We start from the raw sequence: 21,374 nt of genomic DNA, 5'->3' as shown, positions 1-21,374 counted from the left end.
GGGTCAGCCGACCGCTGGTCAGCCGACCCGGATCTGGCGCTGCGCGGTGGCGCCGTTCACCGTGACGGTCAGCGTCGCGGTGCCCGCCCGGACGGCGGTGATCCGGCCGGTCAGCGGGTCGATCGTGATCACCGCGTTCCGGGGCTTCGAGCCGACGGCCACCCCGGTGCCGCCCCAGGTCGCCGACACCGGCCAGGCCACCGGCACCTTCCGGGAACCGTCCTGGGTGATCACCGCCTTCACCTCCGCCGTCTCGCCGCGGGCCAGCGTGGCTGGCGCATCCAGCGCCAGCTCGTCCACCCGGGCCCGGGTCTCGGCCCGCAGCCAGTCGGTGCGCCCGGTAGCGCCCGGGTCGATCCCGATCATGGTCCAGCCGGTGAACCCGCCGGCATCCGGCGTACCGGACGGGCCCTTGCCGGAGTTGCCGTTGATCATCCGGGTCACCCCGTCCAGGGCCGAGGCATCGAAGATCCCGACGTGGCCGTTGAGCTGGGCGACCTGCTTGCCGGAACGACGGGTGAAGTCGGCCAGGGTGCGCGCCAGCGCGTCGGCCTCCACCCGGTCGCCGAGCTGGCTGGCCGCGTCGGGCTGCGGGTCGTCGACCGGATGGTGGTTGGCCACCAGCACCCCGGTGATCCCGGGATCGCGTTCCGCATCGGCCAGCCCCGCCTCCAGCATCCGGAGCTGATCGGTGCTGCCGCCCGGGTGCAGGTTGCCGGTCGAGGAGTCCAGGGTGATGATCTTCGTCCGCTGCAGCACCCGCTCGGTCGCGGTGTCGCCGAATTCGGCCCGGAAGTTGTCGATCGAGCCGCCCATGATCTCGTGATTGCCCGGCACGTAGACATGATCGAGATCGCCCAGCTCCTCCTCCAGCACCCGCCTGGCGAGCGCGATGTCCTCCGGCGCGGCCTCGTCGACCAGATCGCCGGCGATGATCACGAAATCCGGTTTGGCGGCGACGATCTCGCGCAGCGTGCGGCGCGCCGCCTGCACCAGATCGGAGTCGGGATTGCGGGCCACGAACTGGGCGTCACTGATCACCGCGACCCGCAGTGGCCGGTCGTCCACCGTGCCCTGGCTGATGATCGCCGGGTCACGCACCGGCGCGGGCTCCGGCAGGTCGATGCTCTGCGGCACCTGGGCCCGCAGGTCGGCGATCTCCAGCCGGTCGCGATAGCTGGCGTTCGAACGGGTCTCCATGAAGCGGATGGCCGTGAGCTGCAGCGGGTACGCCGTCCCGGCCGGCACGGGGAACGTCACCTTGCGCCACCCCGTCCAGTCGATCAGGGCGCCGTCGAGATTGGTGCTGGTCTGGTCACCGCGGGTCACCTGCAGCCGGGGCCACTCCCCCTTCCCCGTGCCCTTGATCCACAGCGACACCGACCGGGGCTGCCCGGGCAGCTCGATCGGCGTCACCGGCACGGCGTACATCCCGCGGGTCGCGGTGCTCGTGGTGAAGTCGAAGTCGAGCGCCAGCGCCGGACCGCCCTCGGGCCCGGTCGCCGAGCCCAGGCCGCCGGTGGCGCGGGCCGTGCCGACCTTCCAGTCCGCCGGATCGGCGAAGTCGGCGACCTCGCGGTCGTCGTGGCCGACGGTCACGCCGAGCGTGGTCTCCTTGCCGCGCACCGCGATGGTCACGGTCCCCGACTGCGCGCCCTCGCGCGCGCCGATCACCAGCTCGGCCAGGCCGTCGCGCTCGACCGTGAGCCCGTCGCTCGCGGCCACCTCGATGTCACGGTTCTCGACCGGTACGCGGTTGCCGTCGGCGTCGATGCCCGTCACCCGGACCGCGGAGGTGTCGGCGGCCGAGCCGAGCGGGACCAGCGTCTCGGAGGCCTCGATCCGTTGCAGGTCACCGAAGACCCGCAGGTCGGTGCTGGTGGCGTCCCGGCCGGCCCCGTAGATCACGGTCGTCGTTCCCGGCCGGTTGCCGCGCACCACGGTCCGGTCGTAGGGCCCGCTGCGCTCGGTGTCCTCGACCCGCACCAGGCCGGCCCTGGCCCGGATCACCGACCGCCCGGCCGGGGTGGCGGCGAGGTTGGCGTCGAGGCCGGTGCCGATCAGCGTGCGGCTCAGCCCGGGCAGTACGCCGTGCGCCGCGGGCTCCGGCAGGCCCGCGGCCGGCTCGAGCTCGGGCCGCAGCACGCGCCCGGTCGGCGAGGACCCGCGCGCCGCGGACCGGAAGACCAGTGCATTGCTGTCCGCGCGCTGCTTGCCGTCCGACGGGCGGTTGATCACCTGCAGGTCGTCGGTGCCGGCCGGCCGCGCGACCAGGGTGGTGGAGCCGCCGCCGTCGAGGTTGACCGCGTTCCACATGCCGAGGTCGGACATGAACCGGGCGAGCTCCTGGATGGTCATCCCGTGCGCATCGGCGGACCTGCCGTCGACGGTGATCACCTTGATCGCGGTGCCATCGCGGTTGACGCCGATCGCGGTCCGGGCGGCGGTCACCTCGTTGTCCTCGGTGACCCGTCCGTCGGTGAGCAGGCGCTGCGACCCGCCGACGGCAAGATCAACATCTTCGGACGCCCGGATGGTCAGCTTCGCCTCCGTGCCGACCGCCAGTCCGGCGAGCCGGTCGGCGGCGCGGCCGCGCCCGACCAGCACCGCGCCGTCGTCGGGCACGGCGTCACCCGAGGCGATCGCGCCCCGGTCGGTCGTGTTGGCGCTCACCCGGCCACCGGAGATCATCACGATGCGCACCGGCTCGGACTCGCCGACGAGCCGTCCGATCGGATACGTGCCCCAGATCGGGGTGAAGGCCGCCAGGCTGTCGCCGGCGAAGCTCGGCGAGTTGACCGAGCCGATCTCCGACGTCTCGCCGCCCGCCTCCACGGTGGCACCGCTCATCAGGGACTGCACGGCGGCCTTGCCGTCGCGGATCGTGAACGCCTGCCGCGGGCCACCGCCGGCGGTCCGCAGGCCCTCGTTCGGCGAGACATTGGTGCCGATCGGCGCATCGGAGGCGTTCATGTCGAAGTAGTCGCCGTTGATCGCCGCGACCGCGTCGGCATTGCGCGCGAATTCCTCGACGGTGGCATTCGAGCCCGACACCTCGCCGCCGTCGGTGACGTCGAGCGACAGGCTCGGCGTGGTCAGGTCGGCGTCCATCACGTGTCCGGTCACCCAGCCGCCCGGTTGCAGCCGCCGGAAGCTGGTCAGCGTCAGCCCGGGCGCGATGTCGGTACGCCGGTCCTCGACCAGCGTCGCGGGCGCGACGCGGAGCGCCGCCGCGGTCGCCCCGGCCGGATCGGTCTCGGCCCGGACCTGCGTCGCCCCGCCGAGCAGCCCCGCGGTCGCGAGCAGCAGCCCGAGGGCGAGCGCGAGACCGCGCCGCGTACCGGCGGTGGTGGCAGTGGACATCGTGGCTCCCTCGACAGACGACACCGGTGCAGACCCGAGCCAGCCTGCCCTACCCGTGCGCCCGCCGGGGAAGCCTCAGGTGTCGCGCGGGCGAACGGCAGTTGTCCGATGCCCGCCCACTACCGCTGCCCGCACACCGTGACGCGGGCCTCGCCGGCGACCAGCCGGCCGATCACCGGATACCCGGGCAGTTCGCCGGCCACCAACAGGCCGCCGGAGGTCTGGGCGTCGGCGAGCAGGATCAGCTCGTCCTCGTCGACGTCCGAGCCGTCGAGGTGCGGGCGTACCCAGTCCAGATTGCGCTTCGATCCGCCCGGCACGAAGCCCTCGGCCAGGGACTCGCGCGCGCCGGGCAGATAGGGCACCGCCGCGGCGTCGATCTCGGCGGCGACCCCGCTGGCCCGGCACAGCTTGTACAGGTGGCCGAGCAGCCCGAAGCCCGTCACATCGGTGGCGCAGGTCAGGCCGGCGGCCAACGCGGCGCGCGCAGCATCGCGGTTGAGGGTGGTCATGCTCGCAACGGCATCGGGAAACACCTCGCCGGTGGCCTTGTGCCGGTTGTTCAGCACGCCGACGCCGAGCGGCTTGGTCAGCGTGAGCGGTACGCCGGGCGTACCCGCGTCGTTGCGGAGCAGCCGCGCCGGGTCGGCGATGCCGGTCACGGACAGGCCGTACTTGGGCTCGGGGTCGTCGATGCTGTGCCCGCCGGCCAGGTGGCAGCCGGCCTCGGCGCAGACGTCCGCGCCGCCGCGCAGCACCTCGGCGGCGTACTCGAACGGCAGCGTCGAACGCGGCCAGCCGAGCAGGTTGACCGCGGCGATCGGCTCGCCGCCCATCGCGTAGACGTCCGACAGGGCATTCGCCGCGGCGATCCGGCCCCAGTCGTAGAAGTCGTCGACGACCGGGGTGAAGAAGTCGGCGGTGCAGACGACGGCGCGACCGCGGCCGTCGACGTCGTCGGCGATCCGGACCACCGCCGCGTCGTCGCCGTTCTCCAGGCCGACGATCAGCTCCTCCGCCGCGCTCGTCGGCATCACGCCGGCGAGCACGCGTTCCAACTCACCCGGCGGGACCTTGCAGGCGCAGCCGCCGCCCGCGGCGTAGCGCGTCAGCCGGTCGGTCATCCCCTCGCGTACCGCTGCCGTCATGCCGGCCAGCCTAATCAGGCCGAATTCGGTTGGCCCCCGGCGCCCGATCGCACTAGCCTCGCTGGCATGTCGAGCCCCGAGACATCCAGAGCCGGGCTGGCGGTCAAGCCGTCGGCCCCGCGCTGCTGAATCTCCCCGCCCCGCAACCTCCCCGCTCCGAGACACCCGTCCGGCGGGTACGCCGACGCGCTGACCAGACGAAGCCATCCGTTCCCCTTCGCTCTGGAGTGTCCTCGATGCCTGTTCCTCTCTACCTGCTTGCCGTTGCCATCTTTGCGATGGGCACGTCCGAGTTCATGCTCGGCGGCCTCACCCCCGATCTGGCTCGCTCCCTCGGCGTCTCCGTCGGCACCGCCGGGCTGCTCACGACCGCATTCGCGCTGGGCATGATCATCGGCGCTCCGACCATGGCCGCCCTGGTCCGGCGCTGGAATCCTCGCACCAGCCTGCTCGTCTTCCTGACCATCTTCGCCGCGGCGCACGTGATCGCCGCCTGGGGTGATCACTTCGGATTGTTGCTGGCCATGCGCCTGGCCTCGGCTCTCGCCAATGCGGGATTCCTGGCGGTCGCCCTCGGCGTCGCCGGCACCCTCGCCGGCCCAGATCGGGCGGGCCGCGCGATCGGGGTGTTGCTCGCCGGAACCACGCTGGCCACGGTGATCGGCGTACCGGCCGGTGCCGCGCTCGGCGCGCTGCTGGACTGGCGGGCCACGTTCTGGGCCGTGGCCCTGCTCTGCGTACCCGCGGCGATCGGGATCCTCGCCGGCATCCCCGGCGACACGCTCGCCGGGGCGAGCAGCGAGGTCGATCTCCGCGGGGAGCTGGCCGAGCTCCGCCGGCCGCGCCTGAGGCTGGCGATGCTGCTCGGCGCCCTGGTGAACGGATCGACCTTCGCCACGTTCACCTACCTGGCGCCGATCGTGACCGGGCGTAGCGGTCTGGGCGAGGCCTGGGTGCCGGGGGCGTTGATGATCTTCGGGATCGGGTCCTTCGCCGGTGTCAGCATCGCCTCGCGGGTGTCCGATCACCGCCCATTGATCATCATCCTCGGCGGCGGTCCGCTGTTGGTGCTGGCGTGGTGCGCGGTTGCCGTCGCCGCGGGCAATCCGCCGGTCCTGTTCGTGGTGCTGTTCGTCTCGGGCGCTCTCTCGTTCGCGGTGGGCAGCACCCTGATCGCGCGCGTGCTGCGCGCGGCGCCGGGGGCGCCGACGATGGGCGGGGCATACGCGACGGTCGCCTTCAATCTGGGCGCCGCCGCCGGGCCCGCCGCGGCGGGCCTCGCGTTCGACGCGGCGGGCGCGCTCGGGCCGGTGTGGGTCAGCGCATGCCTGACGTTCGCGGCGGTAGCGCTCGCGGCGCTTGCGCGGCGCCGCCTGGTTCCCTACGATTCGGAACGTGCCGTTTCGTAATGATGGTCCTGCTCGGGGCCGCCCGCGCGACGATGCCCGAGAACGCGCCATCCTCGCGGCCGCGCTGGACCTGCTCGGCGAGCGCGGCTACGACGGCGTCTCCTTCGAGGAGGTGGCGCGGCGCGCGGGCGCCTCCAAGGCCACGCTTTACCGACGCTGGCGGACCAGGCGAGAGATGATCATCGCCGCCCTCCGGGTCGGCCCCGCGCAGCGCGTCGAGCCGGCCGAGATCGACACCGGCAGCCTGCGCGGGGACCTGCTGGCCCTGTGCCGCCGACTGATCACGACGATGCGCTCGACCGATGGCCGGACGGCGTTGCTGCTGTTGGAGGCCGGCCTGGACGACCCCGAGTTGTGTGCGGAGATCGAGCGCTCCGTCGGCCCGACCGGCGCCCGCCTACCGCCCGTGGTCGTCGACCGGGCGGTACGCCGTGGCGAGTTGCCCGCCGGGGCCGATCCGTTCGCCTTCGAGGAGGTCGCGGGCGCCACGCTGCTGCTGCGCCGGTTGAACGGGCTGGCCACCGACGAGGCGTACCTCGCCTCGCTCGTCGATTCGATCATCCTGCCCGCGCTCACCGCCTCGGCGAACCACGACGAACTCCCGGCCGGGATCTTCTCCGGCCGGCCCGAGCCCGATGCCACGTCCCGCTCAGAAGAGGAGAACGATGCCCCAGCCGACGATTGACGGATTCGCCTACCGCACCATCGCCGGAGCCGGCGGCGTCGACCTCAACGTCGCCGTCGGCGGTTCGGGACCGGCGATCGTCCTGCTGCACGGGTTCCCGCAGACCCATCTGATGTGGCGCGGCGTCGCTCCCGCGCTCGCCGGCGAGCACACGGTGATCGTGCCGGACCTGCGCGGCTACGGGGCCAGCGACAAGCCCGTCGCCGACGATCCCGAGACCTACTCCAAGCGCACCATGGCCAATGACATCGTGGCGATCGCGGAGACGCTCGGCCATGATCGGTTCGGCCTGGTCGGCCACGATCGCGGCGCGTTGGTCGGCGTGCGGGCCGGTCTTGATCATCCCGACCGGGTGCTGTTCCTCGGCATTCTCGACGTGCTGCCGACGATGGACACCTGGGACGTGCTGCACGGCGTCGACGCGAAGGTTGCCTGGCATCTCTATCTGATGGCGCAGCCGCCCGGGCTGCCGGAGAAGATGATCAAGGCGACCGCGGAGGAGTTCTTCGGGTCGTTCCTCGACGCCTGGGACCCGACCGGCGCGACCTTTCCGGATGAGGTACGCCGGCACTACCTCGACGCGTCGATCGGCGCCGTCGACTCGATCGTCGCCGACTACCGGGCCACCGCCGACATCGACCTGGTCATGGACCGCGAGGACCGCGCGAACGGCCGCCGCCTGGCGATGCCCGTCGGCGTGATCTCCCAGGACTGGGGCGCCGCACTCGGCTTCGACGCCGCTGCGCTGTGGGGCGCGTGGGCGCCCGACCTGCGCTACGAGGCCATCGACGCCGGCCATTTCATGGCCGAGGAGAAGCCCGGCGAGATCGCGCGGTTCGTCCGCGAGCTGGCCGCGGGCTGATCAGTCGGCGGCGTCCTTCGCCGCCTCGCCGGCCGAGGGCGCGGGCGTACCCGCGGCGGCCGCCGCTTCCTGCTTGCGCCGCAGCCGCTCCTTCTGCGGGATGACGGTGTACTTGGGGTCGCGGGCGGACACCATGCCGGCTTCGAACACGCCGAAGCGCAGCACCTGGGAACCGGCCACCATCGCGGCGCCGGCGATCGCCGACAGCACCCGGTTGCGGCGACCCAGCACGCTGAGCGCGGCGCCGCCCAGGGCAAGCCCGCGGGCGACCTTCAGCAGCCGCCCTGCCTTCCCGGTCCGGTAAGGCTCGGCCAGCAGATGCCCGAGCCGGCGCTCCATCAGCTCGCTCGCGCCCACCTCGAGCGCCACCCCCAACACGCCCATCCGGCGCGCCGGCGCGGCCTGCTCGGTGGGCACCAACAACAGGCCCAGCCCGCCGGCGGCCATGGCACCCGATCCGCCGAAGACGAACGGCAGTTCCTGGTGCGCCTCGTGCCACGACGGCACCGCGGTGTTCGCCAGCAGCGCGGCGGTGTAGGTCGCCAGCGGCGGCCCGAACAGCGCCGCCCCGGCCCCGGCCAGCCGCCCGATCAGCCGGAACTTCCCGAGCACCTGGGTGCCGGCCGCGATCCCGGAGAACGTCGCGAACGGCGCCAGGATGTAGGACCCCATCGACAGCGGCGAGGTCGGCTTGAAGACCCGCAGCATGTTCAGAAAGCGCTCCGGCCGACCAAGATCGTGGACCAGCGCCACGGTGCCGGCCACCGCTCCCCCGGCCGCCGCCAGCCGGGCCACCTTCTCCAGGGCCGGCAACCCGCGCAGCGCCGCGCCTTCGGCCAGCAGCGACGATCCGCCCGCCATGCCGCCGACGAAGAGATAGAAGGGCACGTCCGGCACCTTCCACACGGGCGGCTTGATGATCGGCCGCCCGTAGTAGGAGTCGAACTCCGCGTCGGGGACCATCCGCTCCTCGCGCGCGCCGCCGCTCATCGGCGTACCCCGATGAACGCCGCGATGCCGATCCCGACCAGCGTGGCGGCGGCCGCGCCCACATGTCCCCAGATCGAGCCCATCGCCCGGGTCGTGACCACCGGATCGGGCGGGAAGCCGTAGGTCTCCGGCTCGTCGAGCAGCAGGAAGAACGCACCGTCGCCGCCGACCCCGTCGTCGGGATCGCGCCCGTACAGCCGCGCCTCGTCGACGCCGAGCTCGTGCAACTGCGCGAGCCGCGCATCCGCCCGCTCGCGCAACTCGTCAAGATCACCGAACTGGATCGACTGGGTGGGGCACGCCTTCGCGCAGGCCGGGGTCAGATCGTCCTTGAGCCGGTCGTAGCACAGCGTGCACTTGAACGCCCGCCCGTCGCCCTTCCGCACGTCGATCACGCCGTAGGGGCACGACGGCACGCAGTAGCCACAGCCGTTGCAGATGTCCTCCTGCACGACGACCGTGCCGAACTCGGTGCGGAACAGCGCCCCGGTCGGACAGACGTCGAGGCAGCCCGCATGCGTGCAGTGCTTGCAGACGTCGGATTCCATCAGCCAGCGCACGCCGGCCTGATCGCCAGCACCTTGATCACCGGCGGCAAGATCACGAAGGTCGACATCGTCGACCGCGTACGCTCCGGCGCCGGCCTGCTCCCGCGTACCCGTCGCGGTCCCCGCCGACACCCGCTCCGCGCCGGGCGGCCCGCTGCCGGGCATGCCCAGATCGATGGTCGGCCGCGGCGGCGCGGGCTGCTCGATGAACGCCACGTGCCGCCAGGTGTTGGCCGACAACTGGACCGTGTTGTCGTACGACATCCCGGTCAGCTCGTAGCCATCGGCCGGTACGCCGTTCCACTCCTTGCACGCGACCTCGCAGGCCTTGCAGCCGATGCACACCGAGGTGTCGGTGAAGAATCCCTTGCGCGGCAGGTGTTGATCATGTCCGGCGTCGGCGGCCGGGTCGTCCAGCCGGCCCCACAGCGATCCCATCAGGCTCCCTCCTCCGGCGTGATGACACCCTGCTCCACCGCGCGGGTGCGGAAGTCCTCCACGAGCGCCTCCAACTCCGGCCCGCGCGGGCGCCGCCCGGGCAGCACGGCACAGGTGCCGACCTTGCCCTGGATGAACACATTCGGGTCCAGCGTCAGGTTGACCAGATCGTTGGCCGAGTCACCGGTGATCACGCCGTTCGGGCCCCAGTGGTACGGCAGACCGACCTGCTCGACCCACCGGTTGCCGACCCGCAGCCGCCGCATCCGGGCCGTCACCAGTACCCGCGCCTCGATCGCGGCGCGGCTGGTCACGATCGTCGCCCAGCCGCCGTTCTCCAGCCCGCACTCGGCGGCCAGTTCGAACGACACCTCGCAGAACATGGCCGGCTGCAGCTCCGACAGGTACGGCAGCGTGCGGCTCATCCCGCCCGCGGTGTGATGCTCGGTCAGCCGGTAGGTGGTGAACACGAACGGGAACACCTCGTCCGGCGACGGGTTCAACGGGTTCTCCACCGAGTCGACGTTCTGGCGTACCGGATTGTTGCGCACACCGTAGAGCCGGTTGTCCACCGGCGACTCCGGCGGCTCGTAGTGCGTCGGCAGCGGCCCGTCGGCCAGCCCGGACGGCGCGAACAGCCACCCCTTGCCGTCGGTCTGCATCACGAACGGGTCGTCGCCGCCGATCGCCGCCGGCCCGGTCGCGTCCTCGGGCGGCCGGAAGTGCGGCGGCAGATCGTCGATGAAGTCGGCATTGTCGCGACCGACCCAGCGCCCCTGCCCGTCGGCGGCGTCCGGGTCCCACCACAGGTACTTCTTGCGCTCCGACCACGGCTTGCCGTCGGGATCGGCCGAGGCCCGGTTGTAGAGCATCCGCCGGTTCGCGGGCCAGACCCAGCCCCACTCGGGTGCGACCTCGGTCTGCTCCCAGTGCGGCTTGCGGCGGGCGGCCTGGTTGACCCCGTCGGCGTACACCCCGCAATAGATCCAGCAGCCGCAACTGGTGGAGCCGTCATCGGCGAGCTGGGTGTAGGCGGAGAGCGGCGTACCGTCCGCGGCGCGGCCGTTGATCTCGGCGAGCACCGCCTCCGCATCGGGCTCGTCGTACTTGCCGTGCGTCGGATAGTCCCAGGCCAGGTCGAGCACGGGCCGGTCCATCTCGTCGATCCGGCCGGCCTCGTCCGCGGCCGCGCGCAGCTTCTCCCGGACCCGCTGGCCGAGCCGGTAGTAGAAGTCGAGATCGCTACGCGCATCGCCCGGCGGCTCGACGGCCTGCTGGCGCCACTGCAGCATCCGGTTGGTGTTGGTGAACGTGCCCGACTTCTCCACGTGCGAGGCGGCCGGCAGGAAGAACACCTCGGTGCCGATCTTGTCGGTCTCCAGCTCACCGGTCTCGATCTCCGGGGAATCGGACCAGAAGGTCGCCGTCTCGATCAGCCGCATGTCGCGCACGACCAGCCAGTCCAGATTGGCCAGGCCCATCCGCTGCATCTTGCCGTTGGACGAGCCGACCGCCGGGTTCTCCCCGACCACGAAGTAGCCCTTCACCTTGCCCTCGATCTGGCCGAGCACGGTCGCATAGGTTCCGTGATTGCCAGTCAGCCGCGGCAGGTAGTCGAAGCAGAAGTCGTTCTCGGGCGTCGCGGCATCACCGAAGTACGCCTTGAGCAGGCTCACCGTATAGGCGCGCATGTTGCCCCAGAAGCCCTTCTTGCCCGAGTCCTCGGCGACGAAGTCGTCCAGGGTCGAGTGCAGCTGGGCGTGCGGCATCGGGATGTAGCCCGGCAGCAGGTTGAACAGCGTCGGAATGTCGGTCGAGCCCTGGATGCTGGCGTGCCCGCGCAGCGCCATGATCCCGCCGCCGGGCCGGCCGATGTTGCCGAGCAGCAACTGCAGGATCGAGGCGGTGCGGATGTTCTGCACGCCGATGGTGTGCTGGGTCCAGCCCACGGCGTAGCAGAACGCGGTGGTCCGTTCCCGGCCGCTGTTCGCGACCAGCGCGTCGGCCACCTCGGCGAACTGCTCCCGGCTGATCCCGCAGACCTCCTCCACCATCTCCGGGGTGTAGCGCGAGAAGTGCCGCTTCAGGATCTGGTAGACGCAGAACGGATCGGTCAGGGTCTCGTCGCGCCGCGCCGGCGGGCCGACCGAGATGCCGCCCGCGCCGGCCCGCTCGCCCCGGGCCGCCTCCTGCTCGGCCTCCTCGGTCTCCACATCGTGCGCCGAGGTGGCCTGGGCCGGGTCGCGCGTACCCGCGGACGACCCGTCCGCGGCGCCGCCGGCGTACTGCCAGGTCGCCGAGGAATAGTTGCGCTTCTCCGGATCGAAGCCGGAGAACAGCCCGTCCAGATCCTCGGTGTCGCGGTAGCGCTCGTCGATGATCACCGCGGCATTGGTGTAGTTCAGGACGTACTCGCGGAAATCCAGCCCGTTGCTCAGCACGTGGTTGATCAGCGCGCCGAGGAAGGCGACGTCGCTACCGGCGCGGATCGGGACATGGGTGTTCGCCACCGCGGAGGTACGCGTGAAGCGCGGATCGACGTGGATGATCTTGGCGCCGCGCAGCTTCGCCTCCATCACCCACTGGAAGCCCACGGGATGGGCCTCGGCCATGTTCGATCCCTCGATCAGGATGCAATCGGCATTGGCCAGGTCCTGCAGGAAGTTTGTGGCACCTCCACGCCCGAACGAGGTCCCCAGACCGGGAACCGTGGAGGAGTGTCAAATACGCGCCTGGTTCTCGATCTGGATCGCGCCGAGCGCGGTGTACAGCTTCTTCATGAGGTAGTTCTCCTCATTGTCCAAAGCTGCCCCGCCGAGGCTCGCAATGCCCGTCGTGCGGCGGACCTTGTTGCCCTTCTCGTCGGTCCACTGCCAGAACTCGCGCCGGGTCTTGATCACCCGGTCCGCGATCATGTCGATGGCGGTGTCAAGATCGAGATCTTCCCACTCGGTGCCGTAGGGACGCCGATAGCGCACCTTGGTCGCCCGGTTGGGATAGGTCACGAGTTGCTTGCTGGCGCTGCCCTTCGGGCACAGCCGACCGCGAGAGACCGGGCTGGCCGGGTCGCCCTCGATCTGGATGACCTTCTCATCCTTCACATAGACCTTCTGGCCGCAGCCGACGGCGCAGTAGGGACAGACGGAGTCGGCGACCCGGTCGGCATCGGCGATCCGCGGCCGCAGGTCGCGGCTGCGCTCGGACTCGGCGGCGGCGCCGCGGCCCAGCCGGTCGGCGCCGAGCTGGCGCAGCATCGGCCACTTCGCGAACAGGTCCACCATCGCGTGCCTCCTGACGTCGCCATCGCCGGTTACCCCGGCAGCCTAACGCCCCCGGACCGAGTGCGGGGACAGGTGGGGTGCACCCGGCGAGTGCCGGCCGGGGGTAGGCTCGCGGTTCGCGGAGGCGTACCTCGTCTGGTGACGGGCGCGGTCTTCAAAACCGTTGTGGCCGGGTATCTCGGCCAGGCGGGTTCGATTCCCGTCCGCCTCCGCCACCCTTCGCCCGACGGATGCGAGGAGACCCCGGGAGTGAGCGAGTTCGACCCGCGCCGCCGGGTCCCCCGCACCGACGCCGTGCTAGCCGACCCCCGGCTGGTCGCGGCCGCCGGGCGCCTCGGCCGCGGACCGATCAAGGACGCCGTCGGCGCGGCCCTGGCCGCCTGCCGGGCCGGCGAGATCGCGCCAGCCGAGGTGACGGACCGGGCGGTCGCCGGGCTGCCGCGCGACGCGGGTTCGCTGCGGCCCGTGATCAATGCCAGCGGCGTGATCGTGCACACCAACCTCGGCCGGGCTCCCCTGTCGGACGCTGCGCGCGCCGCGGTCGACCGGGCCGCCGGCGCGACCGACGTCGAGTTGGACCTGGCCACCGGGCGGCGCGGCCGCCGCGGCGCCGGGGCCGTCGGCGCCCTGGTCAATGCGGTGCCGGGCGCCGAGGCCGCGCACGTGGTGAACAACGGCGCGGCGGCGCTGGCACTGGCGGCCAATGCGCTGGCGCGCGACCGCGAGGTGATCATCGCCCGCGGCGAGATGGTGGAGATCGGCGACGGCTTCCGGATCCCCGAGCTGCTGGAGGCGGCCGGCGCGCGGCTGCGCGAGGTGGGCACCACCAATCGGGTACGCCTCGCCGACTATGCGGCCGCCGTCGGGCCGCAGACGGGGTTCGTGATCAAGATCCATCCCTCCAACTTCGTCGTGGACGGGTTCACCTCCACCGTGGGGCTCGGCGAGCTGCGCACGCTGGGCGTACCGGTGGTGGCCGACATCGGCTCCGGTCTGCTCACCCCGTACCCCCGACTGCCGGACGAACCGGACGCAGCGACCAGCCTGGCCGCGGGCGCCGACCTGGTCACCGCGTCGGGCGACAAGCTGCTCGGCGGCCCGCAGGCGGGGTTGATCATCGGCCAGGCGACGCTGGTCGAGCGGTTGCGCCGGCACCCGCTGGCCCGCGCGCTGCGGGTGGACAAGCTCACCCTGGCCGCGCTCGAGGCCACACTGGTCGGACCGGTCGCGCCGGTCCCGGCGGCGCTCGCGCGGACGCGGGACGAGCTGACCGCGCGGGCGGAGCGGATCGCGGCGGCGATCGGCGAGCCGGCGCGGGCCATCCCGAGCGAGGCGGCGGTCGGCGGCGGGGGCGCGCCCGGTGTCACACTGCCCAGCGCCGCGGTCGCGCTGCCCGAGCACCTCGCCGAGATCCTCCGGCTGGGCAATCCCGCGGTGGTCGGGCGCGTCGAGCGCAGCCGACTACTGCTGGACCTGATCGCCGTCGACCCGGCCGACGACGAGTCGTTGATCACCGCCGCCCGCGCCGCGATCGGAACCTGAGCGATGCACGTGCTCGCCACCGCGGGCCATGTCGATCATGGAAAGTCGACGCTGGTCCGCGCGCTGACCGGATCCGACCCGGACCGGCTCGCCGACGAGAAGCGACGCGGGCTGACCATCCGGCTCGGCTATTGCTGGACCGAGCTGGATCCCGTCGGCGAGGTCGCCTTCGTCGACGTGCCCGGCCATGATCGTTTCCTGCCGACGACGCTGTCCGGGCTGGGCCCGGCGCCGGCGGTGCTGTTCGTGGTGGCCGCCGATGACCCCTGGATGCCGCAGGCCGCCGAGCACCTCGCGGCGCTGGACGCGCTGGGGGTACGCCACGGCGTGCTCGCCGTGACCCGCGCCGATCTGACCGATCCGGGCCCAGCGCTGGCCACGGCCCGCGCACAACTGGCCGGGACCGGGCTGGCGGGCGCGCCCGCGGTGGCCGTCAGTGGGCGTACCGGACAAGGGCTGGCGGAGCTGCGTGCGGCGCTCGGTGCGATGCTCGCGGCGATCCCCGCTCCCGATCCGGCGACGCCCGCGCGGCTGTGGGCCGACCGCAGTTTCCACCTGCGCGGCTCCGGAACGATCGTCACCGGCACCCTGCCCGCGGGGACCATCGCGGTCGGCGACCGGCTGGTCACCGACGCGGTCGAGGTCCGGGTGCGCGGCATCCAGGCGCTCGGCAGCGACACCGACCGGGTGGTCGGGCCGGCGCGGGTGGCGCTCGACCTCGGCGGCGGCGTCGGGCGGTCGGTGGCCGAGGGCAGCGTGCTGGTGGCGCCGGAGGCGTACCGCTGGACGAGCGAGATCGACGTCCGTCTGCGCGGCGACGGCGACCCGCCGCGCGGGCCGCTGCTGCACATCGGGGCGCTGGCGTGTGCGGTGCACGTCCGCCCGCTGGGCAACGGGTACGCCCGGCTCGGCCTGGAACGACCGCTGCCGCTGCACGCGGGCGACCGGGCGATCCTGCGCGATCCGGGCGACCGGCGGATGTGGGGTGTCGCCGTGCTGGATCCCGACCCGGTGCCGCTGCGCCGCCGCGGCGCGGCCGGTCGGCACGCCACGGCGCTGGCGGGCTTCGACGGCGGGATGGCGGCGCCGCTGCGGGTGCGGGGAGCGGCGCGCCGGTCCGAGTTGGCCCGCTCGGGGTTCACCGACGATCTTGACGCCGCGGCGGGCGATGAGTGGCTGCTCGATCCCGCGCGGGCGTCAGAACTGGCCGCGCGGCTGACCGAGTTGGTGACCGCCGCGGGTGTGGACGGGATCAGCCCGGCCGACGCGGCACGGCGGCTCGGGCTGCCGGATCCCGTGTTGTTGCGGGCGCTCCCCGGGCCGGCGCCGATCGAGCGCGGCGGCCGGCTGGTCGCGGACATCGGGCTGGGCGAGGCCGAGTCGAGGGCGCTGGCGGCCCTGACTGCCGAGTTGGCCGACGCGCCGTTCGCGGCCCCCGATGCCGACCGCCTGCGCGAACTCGGCATCGACGACGCGATGCTCGCCCGGCTGGCCCGCGCCGGGCGCCTGGTCCGGCCGGCGCCGGGCATCGCGCTCGGTCCGGGGGCGGTGGACGAGGCGGTCAGCAGGCTGGCGGAGCTGCCGCAACCGTTCACGGCGAGCGAGGCCCGGCGGGCGCTCGGCACCAGCCGCCGGGTGGCTCTTCCCCTCCTCGACCACCTCGACCGATCCGGGCGTACCGTCCGGCTGCCGGATGATCGCCGGCGGCTGCGGACCTGAGTTCGGCACGCGGCTTGGGTGGGGGCCCGGTGCGGCTGGTCGGACCGGCGCCAATGCCGCACCGGTGTGACGCTCGGCGGCTGCCTGTCGCCCGTGGGCCCCGCCACGACGGCATCCGGCCGACCTCCGGCAATCGCGAGAGTCAGAACGGTGCGGAAGCCCCCATCCGCGAACCGAAACGGCACCCGCGAGCGATACTCGGCCCGCACCTGCCGGTTCAGCCCGCGACTGCCAGTTCGGCCCGTGCCTGCCGAGTGAGCCCGTGCCTGCCGGTTCAGCCCGCGGACAGCAGCCACATCCCCCATCCGCGAACCGAAACGGCACCCGCGAGCGATACTCGGCCCGCACCTGCCGGTTCAGCTCGCGGCTGCGAGTTCACCCCGCGAAGCCTCGGCGGAATACAATCGCCAGACTTGAACGTTCAACCGTCATGAAGAAGATCGGATTCCTGTCGTTCGGGCACTGGACGCCGTCGCCGCAGTCGGAGACGCGGACCGCGGCCGACGCGCTGCTGCAGTCGGTCGACCTGGCCGTGGCCGCCGAGGAGCTCGGCGCCGACGGCGCGTACTTCCGGGTGCACCATTTCGCGCGCCAGCTCGCCTCGCCGTTCCCCCTGCTCGCCGCCATCGGCGCCCGCACCTCGCGGATCGAGATCGGCACGGGCGTGATCGACATGCGGTACGAGAACCCGCTCTACATGGTCGAGGACGCCGGCGCGGCCGATCTGCTCGCCGGGGAGCGACTGCAGCTCGGCATCAGCCGGGGATCGCCGGAGCAGGTGATCGACGGCTGGCGCTACTTCGGCTACGAGCCCGGCGAGGGAAAGACGGACGCCGACATGGCGCGGTCCCACACCGAGGTCTTCCTCAAGCTGCTCGACGGCGAGGGCTTCGCCCAGCCGAACCCGCGCCCGATGTTCCCGAATCCGCCCGGCGCGCTACGCCTGGAGCCGCACTCCCCCACGCTGCGCGACCGCATCTGGTGGGGCGCGGTCTCGGACGCGACGGCGCGTTGGACGGCCGAGCAGGGCATGAACCTGATGTCGTCCACCCTGAAGGCCGACGAGACCGGCGAGCCGTTCCATGTCCAGCAGGCCAAGCAGATCCGGGCCTTCCGCGAGGCGTGGGCAGAGGCCGGACATGATCGTGAGCCGCGGGTGTCGGTGAGCCGGTCGATCATCCCGTTGATCAACGACACCGATCGGGCCTACTTCGGCGTGGAGCGCAATTCGCGTGACCAGGTCGGCCAGATCGAGCCGAACCTGCGCGCAGTCTTCGGGCGCAGCTACGCCGCCGAGCCGGACAAGTTGATCACCGAACTGGCCGAGGACGAGGCCATCGCCGAGGCGGACACGTTGTTGATCACCGTGCCGAACCAGCTCGGAGTGGACTACAACGCGCACGTGATCGAGGGCGTACTGACCGAGGTCGCCCCGGCCCTCGGCTGGCGCTGAGCAGGTGCGGTCGACCGGACGGCGCGCTCACCGCCGTCCGGTACGCGCCGGCTCGGATCCTGCGGCGGGCGGCGACGGTCGAGGCCGCGCGCGGCGATCGCTGAGCGGCGACCGGCCCCGGTCGTCGTGGCCTGCCCCATCGCATCATCAGACTGTGCCAAGGTAGCCACGTGCCCGTACCACCCCGCGCCGAGCGCCGCCGGCTGGAGGACGAACTGCGCTCTCGCGGCCTGCCGCTGGTGCTCTCCCCGGCGATTCGCGGGCGGGCGCTGATCGAGCGCACCGCGCCGGTCATGCTCGGTCTGGCCACGCTGCTGACCGGGCTCGATCTCGGCGAGCGGATCGGCGACGAACTGCCCGACCCGGAGACCTGGGAACCGGGGACGACTCCTGAGGATCTGGCCCTGGTCGGCCTGATGCTCGCCGCGCTCGGGCTGCTGCTGGCCTCGCCCTTCGTCGCCTGGCTCACCACATTCGTCGAGCGGCGGCTGCCCCGGCGGGCGCGCGTGGTGCTCGGCCTCGTCGCAATCGGAGTGCTGCTCGCCGGCCCGCTGATCATCGGGCTTCCGGTCCTTCCCTATCTCCCGCTGCGCGTGCTGGCCGCGGCCGGCGTACTGCTGCTGGCCTACTGGGGAGTCGGCACGATGCTGACCTGGGCGGGTCATCGCGCGGTACACGAGCTCTGGACGCTCGGGCCGATGATCTCCCGCGTGCTCCCGGTGCTGATGGTGGCGGTGCTGTTCTTCTTCTACAACGCCGAGATCTGGCAGATCGTCGCCACCCTCAGCTTCGGTCGCACCTGGGCCGCGGTCGCGGTCTTCCTCGGCCTGGCCGTCGTCCTGACCGCGGTCAACGCGAGCGACGAGGTCGGCGAACTGCTGCGTGATCAACGGCAGCGGCACCGCACCAGCCGGCTGCGCCCGCGCGAGCGGCTCAACCTGCTGCTGGTCGCCGTGCTGGTCACGCTGATCCAGCTCACCTGGTTCGGGGTGTTGGTATTCGTGTTCTTCGTCGCGTTCGGGGTGCTGACGATCACCGATGCGACGGCGGCGCAATGGATGGGCCGCCCGCCCGACCGGCTGGACGGACTCTCCGGGCTGCTGCCGATCAACCGGCAACTCGTCCAGGTCTCGATGATGATCGCCGCGTTCTCCGGGCTGAACTTCGCAGCGATCGCCGGCAGCGACAAGCAGTACCGTGCCACCTTCGTCGACCCCGCGCTCGATGAGGTACGCCGCGGCCTGGAGGTACGCGAGAGCTACCTACGGCCCGATGATCACCGCCGAGACGCCTGAGCCGCTCAGGCCGGGTCGCCGCCCAGCACCCAGGTGTCCTTCCCGCCGCCCCCGCGGGAGGAGTTGACGATCAGGCTGCCGGCGGGCGCGACCCGGGTCAGCGCGGCCGGCACCAGATGGCTGTCGATGGCCTCCCCGTCGGCGCGCAGGTGCACGAATGCCCGCAGATCCATGTGGTGCGGGAACAGCCCGCTGCCGTCGAAGGTCGGGTGCGTCGACAGCCGCAGCACCTCCTGGGCGATGAACCGCTCCGGATTGGATTCCAGCTCGCGGCGCCGCTCCTCCAGCTCCGCCTCAGTCGCCGCCGGACCGATGGTGATCCCGGCGCCCCCGTAGCCGTCGATCGGCTTGACCACGAGTTGATCAAGGTTCGCCACCACGAAGTCACGCTGATCGCGCTCGGCGCACAGCCAGGTCGGCACCTGCGGGATGATCGGCTCCTCACCCAGGTAGTAGCGGATCATCTCGGGCACGAAGGCATAGACTGCCTTGTCGTCGGCCACCCCGTTGCCGAGCGCATTGACCAGGGCCAGGTTCCCGCGGCCGAGCGCCCGCGTGATGCCCGAGCGCAGTCGGTTGCCCTCGGCATCGTGGGAGGACAGCAACATGTCCTCCTCCATCCGCACGTAGAGCACGTCGATCCGCTCCTCGCGGCCGCGCCGCAGCGCATACAGCACACCGTCGCGCGCCACCAGGTCATCGGTGTCCAGCAACGAGATCCCGGCCCGTTCGGCGATCATGGTGTGCTCGAACCAGGCGGAGTCGGCCGACCCGGAGCTGAGCATCGCGATCCGCGGCTCGTCACCCGCGGCCGGCGGTGCGGCGGCGACCAGCGTTTCCAAGATCATCGCCGGTACGCCGTCCACAGGCCTGACGCCGGCCGGCATCGGGATGTCGGCCCCGAGCCCGCCCATCATCTCGCGGCTGGCCAGGGCGTACCCGATGCCGGATGGGACGCGCAGATTGTCCTCCAGCACCATGAATTCCCCCGGCCCGGTGCTGACCAGGTCGAACCCGCTGATGTGGTTGCGCACCGGCTGCCACGACGGCATCCGGCCGACCGACCGGAATCCGGGCGCCCGGTCCAACAGCTCCGGCGGGATCAGTTGATCACCGATGATCTCCTGGCCCGCGTAGATGTCGCGCAGGAAGGCGTTCAGCGCGCGGGCTCGCTGGCCGAGACCGTCGCCGAGCCGCGCCCAGGTGTCGGCCTCGATCAGCCGTGGCACCAGGTCCAGCGGGAAGACATGCGGCCGGTCCTGGCCCGACACCCGGAAGGTGACGCCACCGCGGCCGAGCTCGCGTTCGACCGCGTACTGCGTGCGCCGCAGCGTCACCGGGCCGATCCGGTCCACGGCGGCCAGGATCTCCCGGTACGCCGGCCGCGGCCGCCCCCCTGCGTCGACGGCCTCGTCGTGCACCGGCGGACCCGCCTCGGGCAGCTCCTCGCGATCCAGCCGCTGGTAGCCGTGCAGCAGGCTCGACCCGGCGCTCGGCAGCGGAGCAGCGGACGGCTGGCCGGCGGTCTCGGCCACCACCAGGTCGACGACATCGGTGAGCAGCCCGCGCCGGCGCAGCACGCGGCGCTGCCGCGAGCTGGACGAGCCGATGTGCAGCGCGCGGGTCACCAGATCGGTCACCGTGTCCCAGTCCCCGGCGGCCTCGAGCTGCGGGCGCAGGCCCGCGGTCAACTCCTCGATCGCGTCGGTCGCGCGTCGCGGCCGGTGCGACTCCGGGTCGATCAGCTCGCCCTCCATGCCCGAGCGTGCCGCCTGCCAGAGCGCGGCCCGCGCCATCGGCGCGCTCATCTGCGTCGGCGGCTCGCCCCGCTCCATCCGACCCACCTCGCGATCCACGAGCGCCCGGAACAGTCCGGCAATCGCCGCGATGGTGTCGACCGAGGGGCAGGAGTCGCAGATCCGCAGCTCCAGGGTGTCCAGGTGCGAGGACGGGCGGACGTCGAAATAGACCATCCCGGGATCGGTGATCACGCCGCTCGCCACCAGCTCGGTGATCAACTCGTCGTACTCGGCGGCGGAGCCGACGGGCGCCGCCGGCCCGGTTGTCGGCCAGCGCTGCCAGATCAGGGTGCGCGCGCTGGCGTACCCGGTGTCGGTGCCGTCGGACCAGAAGGGAGAGGAGCAACTCAGCGCGAGCAGCAGCGGCAGCCACGGCACCAGCCGGACCGCCACCCGGACGGCCTCGTCGCGATCGGCGACGTCGACGTGCACCTGGGTGCCGCAGATCAACTGCTCCCGCGCCAGCAGTTGATAGTCGGCGAGCATCCGCCGGTAGCGCGGCGACTCGGTGACCTGCAGATCGGTGGGCATCGACAGCGGCATCGTGCCGGCGGCGGCGATCCCGACGCCGAAGCGTTCGGCGGTACTCGTCAGCAGCCGTCGGTTGTGCAGCAGGTTCTCCCGCAACTCGGCCAGGTCGGTGAAGACCGCCGAATTCGATTCGATCACGAAGCGCTGCATCTCGGCGACATAGATGTCCTCCGGCAGCGCCTCCAACAGATCGCCGGCGCGCGACGTCAACCGCCTCGTCTCGAGATCGATCAGGTGGAACTCCTCCTCCACCCCCAACTTCCGCGCGCCCGCACCCGTTTGCCCACCCCCCGTGTGCCCGCCGCCCATTT

13 protein-coding genes, 1 tRNA gene and 1 pseudogene are annotated in these 21,374 nt (G+C 72.2%); 8 read left to right on the top strand and 7 right to left on the bottom strand.

From position 1 onward, the window contains the following. Positions 1-18: 18 nt before the first annotated feature. Positions 19-3,363 (bottom strand): phosphodiester glycosidase family protein, encoded by a 3,345-nt coding sequence (locus tag GGQ54_RS12245; RefSeq protein WP_179445637.1) that lies wholly within the window; start codon positions 3,361-3,363, stop codon positions 19-21. A gap of 119 nt (positions 3,364-3,482) precedes the next feature. After that, complete coding sequence (selD, locus tag GGQ54_RS12240; RefSeq protein ID WP_179446592.1) at positions 3,483-4,487, bottom strand: selenide, water dikinase SelD; 1,005 nt, start codon at positions 4,485-4,487, stop codon at positions 3,483-3,485. 260 nt (positions 4,488-4,747) lie between these two features. Here selD and GGQ54_RS12235 point away from each other — a divergent pair, with 260 nt between their 5' ends. Genes GGQ54_RS12235 through GGQ54_RS12225 form a run of 3 tightly spaced genes read left to right on the top strand, consistent with a single transcriptional unit; the run spans position 4,748 to position 7,467 of the window. Continuing rightward, complete coding sequence (locus GGQ54_RS12235) at positions 4,748-5,920, top strand: Cmx/CmrA family chloramphenicol efflux MFS transporter (RefSeq protein ID WP_179445636.1); 1,173 nt, start codon at positions 4,748-4,750, stop codon at positions 5,918-5,920. Next, positions 5,907-6,605: a TetR/AcrR family transcriptional regulator C-terminal ligand-binding domain-containing protein gene (locus GGQ54_RS12230; RefSeq protein WP_179445635.1), complete on the top strand. Its 699-nt coding sequence runs from the start codon at positions 5,907-5,909 to the stop codon at positions 6,603-6,605. Before GGQ54_RS12235 ends, GGQ54_RS12230 begins: the two co-directional genes overlap by 14 nt. After that, positions 6,586-7,467 (top strand): alpha/beta fold hydrolase, encoded by an 882-nt coding sequence (locus GGQ54_RS12225; RefSeq protein WP_179445634.1) that lies wholly within the window; start codon positions 6,586-6,588, stop codon positions 7,465-7,467. Before GGQ54_RS12230 ends, GGQ54_RS12225 begins: the two co-directional genes overlap by 20 nt. Here GGQ54_RS12225 and nrfD read toward each other — a convergent pair whose 3' ends face one another. From nrfD to GGQ54_RS17795, 4 genes and pseudogenes are all read right to left on the bottom strand, one after another. Further along, entirely contained in the window at positions 7,468-8,457 is a 990-nt protein-coding gene (gene nrfD / locus GGQ54_RS12220; RefSeq protein WP_218843856.1) for an NrfD/PsrC family molybdoenzyme membrane anchor subunit, read from the bottom strand. It lies immediately after the preceding gene. Continuing rightward, the gene (locus GGQ54_RS12215; RefSeq protein WP_179445633.1) at positions 8,454-9,443 is read right to left on the bottom strand and encodes a 4Fe-4S dicluster domain-containing protein; all 990 of its coding nucleotides are present in this window, start codon (positions 9,441-9,443) and stop codon (positions 8,454-8,456) included. The genes nrfD and GGQ54_RS12215 overlap by 4 nt, the downstream gene beginning before the upstream one ends. Next, positions 9,443-12,151: pseudogene (fdh, locus tag GGQ54_RS12210) on the bottom strand (formate dehydrogenase); the annotation flags it as partial. The pseudogene fdh and the gene GGQ54_RS12215, both read right to left, overlap by 1 nt. 12 nt (positions 12,152-12,163) lie before the next feature. Continuing rightward, positions 12,164-12,724, bottom strand: coding sequence for a dehydrogenase (locus GGQ54_RS17795; RefSeq protein ID WP_179445632.1), 561 nt, complete (start codon positions 12,722-12,724; stop codon positions 12,164-12,166). 120 nt (positions 12,725-12,844) lie between these two features. Between GGQ54_RS17795 and GGQ54_RS12200 the strand changes: the two genes are divergently transcribed. The 5 genes from GGQ54_RS12200 to GGQ54_RS12180 all read left to right on the top strand — a co-directional run bounded on the left by GGQ54_RS12200 (position 12,845) and on the right by GGQ54_RS12180 (position 18,733). Further along, a tRNA-Sec gene (locus tag GGQ54_RS12200) sits at positions 12,845-12,939 on the top strand. Positions 12,940-12,973: 34 nt separating this feature from the next. After that, positions 12,974-14,266 carry an L-seryl-tRNA(Sec) selenium transferase gene (gene selA, locus GGQ54_RS12195; RefSeq protein WP_179445631.1) on the top strand — a complete coding sequence of 431 codons (1,293 nt, stop codon included), beginning with the start codon at positions 12,974-12,976 and terminating at the stop codon, positions 14,264-14,266. A 3-nt stretch (positions 14,267-14,269) separates the two neighbouring features. Continuing rightward, entirely contained in the window at positions 14,270-15,985 is a 1,716-nt protein-coding gene (locus GGQ54_RS12190; RefSeq protein WP_179445630.1) for a SelB domain-containing protein, read from the top strand. Positions 15,986-16,415: 430 nt separating this feature from the next. Further along, complete coding sequence (locus GGQ54_RS12185) at positions 16,416-17,438, top strand: LLM class flavin-dependent oxidoreductase (protein WP_179445629.1); 1,023 nt, start codon at positions 16,416-16,418, stop codon at positions 17,436-17,438. A gap of 170 nt (positions 17,439-17,608) precedes the next feature. Then, on the top strand, positions 17,609-18,733 hold the full coding sequence (locus GGQ54_RS12180; RefSeq protein ID WP_179445628.1) for a hypothetical protein: 1,125 nt from the start codon (positions 17,609-17,611) through the stop codon (positions 18,731-18,733). 5 nt (positions 18,734-18,738) lie between these two features. On the opposite strand, the gene GGQ54_RS12175 is transcribed toward GGQ54_RS12180, so the two are convergent. Further along, complete coding sequence (locus GGQ54_RS12175; RefSeq protein WP_179446589.1) at positions 18,739-21,372, bottom strand: glutamate--cysteine ligase; 2,634 nt, start codon at positions 21,370-21,372, stop codon at positions 18,739-18,741. Positions 21,373-21,374 lie beyond the last annotated feature (2 nt).

Source organism: Naumannella cuiyingiana, from assembly GCF_013408305.1.
Taxonomy (GTDB): domain Bacteria; phylum Actinomycetota; class Actinomycetes; order Propionibacteriales; family Propionibacteriaceae; genus Naumannella; species Naumannella cuiyingiana.
Note: the sequence above shows the minus strand (reverse complement) of the source record. Positions and strands in the feature narration are given on the sequence as shown.

Excerpts from the sequence above, each read along its gene's own strand:
- GGQ54_RS12215 (WP_179445633.1), bottom strand. The coding sequence starts at position 9,443 with ATGGGATCGCTGTGGGGCCGGCTGGACGACCCGGCCGCCGACGCCGGA.
- GGQ54_RS12235 (WP_179445636.1), top strand. The coding sequence starts at position 4,748 with ATGCCTGTTCCTCTCTACCTGCTTGCCGTTGCCATCTTTGCGATGGGC.
- GGQ54_RS17795 (WP_179445632.1), bottom strand. The coding sequence starts at position 12,724 with ATGGTGGACCTGTTCGCGAAGTGGCCGATGCTGCGCCAGCTCGGCGCC.
- GGQ54_RS12225 (WP_179445634.1), top strand. The coding sequence starts at position 6,586 with ATGCCCCAGCCGACGATTGACGGATTCGCCTACCGCACCATCGCCGGA.
- GGQ54_RS12175 (WP_179446589.1), bottom strand. The coding sequence starts at position 21,372 with ATGGGCGGCGGGCACACGGGGGGTGGGCAAACGGGTGCGGGCGCGCGG.
- GGQ54_RS12245 (WP_179445637.1), bottom strand. The coding sequence starts at position 3,363 with ATGTCCACTGCCACCACCGCCGGTACGCGGCGCGGTCTCGCGCTCGCC.
- GGQ54_RS12190 (WP_179445630.1), top strand. The coding sequence starts at position 14,270 with ATGCACGTGCTCGCCACCGCGGGCCATGTCGATCATGGAAAGTCGACG.
- nrfD (WP_218843856.1), bottom strand. The coding sequence starts at position 8,457 with ATGAGCGGCGGCGCGCGCGAGGAGCGGATGGTCCCCGACGCGGAGTTC.
- GGQ54_RS12185 (WP_179445629.1), top strand. The coding sequence starts at position 16,416 with ATGAAGAAGATCGGATTCCTGTCGTTCGGGCACTGGACGCCGTCGCCG.
- selD (WP_179446592.1), bottom strand. The coding sequence starts at position 4,487 with ATGACCGACCGGCTGACGCGCTACGCCGCGGGCGGCGGCTGCGCCTGC.